Origin of the sequence: Christiangramia aquimixticola (assembly GCF_048285835.1) — a bacterium.
Classification (GTDB): domain Bacteria; phylum Bacteroidota; class Bacteroidia; order Flavobacteriales; family Flavobacteriaceae; genus Christiangramia; species Christiangramia aquimixticola.
The window spans coordinates 1-278 of sequence record NZ_JBLVTL010000345.1 but is presented as its reverse complement, the minus strand read 5'-3'; the positions used below and the strand labels follow the sequence as shown (position 1 = coordinate 278).

At 43.9% G+C, this 278-nt stretch carries 1 pseudogene; it reads left to right on the top strand.

Annotation, left to right across the window (positions count from 1 at the left end):
* Positions 1–278: pseudogene (locus ACNKXV_RS14765) on the top strand (DUF5009 domain-containing protein); the annotation flags it as partial.

Genomic DNA, 278 nt, shown 5'->3' with positions numbered 1-278 from the left:
CCATGAGCTTCGCCTTGAAAAAGCTTAATGAAATGAGCTCCTCCGACTTTTACAAAAAAGTATTCAAGCGGGCGGCTTTGATTTTTCTAATTGGTTGGCTATTAAATTATTTCCCGTTTTTCGATTATAACGAAGCTGGGGTGATGGTCGCCGTCAAACTTTCAGAAGTCAGACTGTTGGGAGTTTTGCAGCGGATTGCTCTCTCCTATTTACTGGCGGCCTTGGTCGTGTATTGGACTGGAGATAAAGGTGCTTGGATTGTAGGGCTTGGTTCCTTA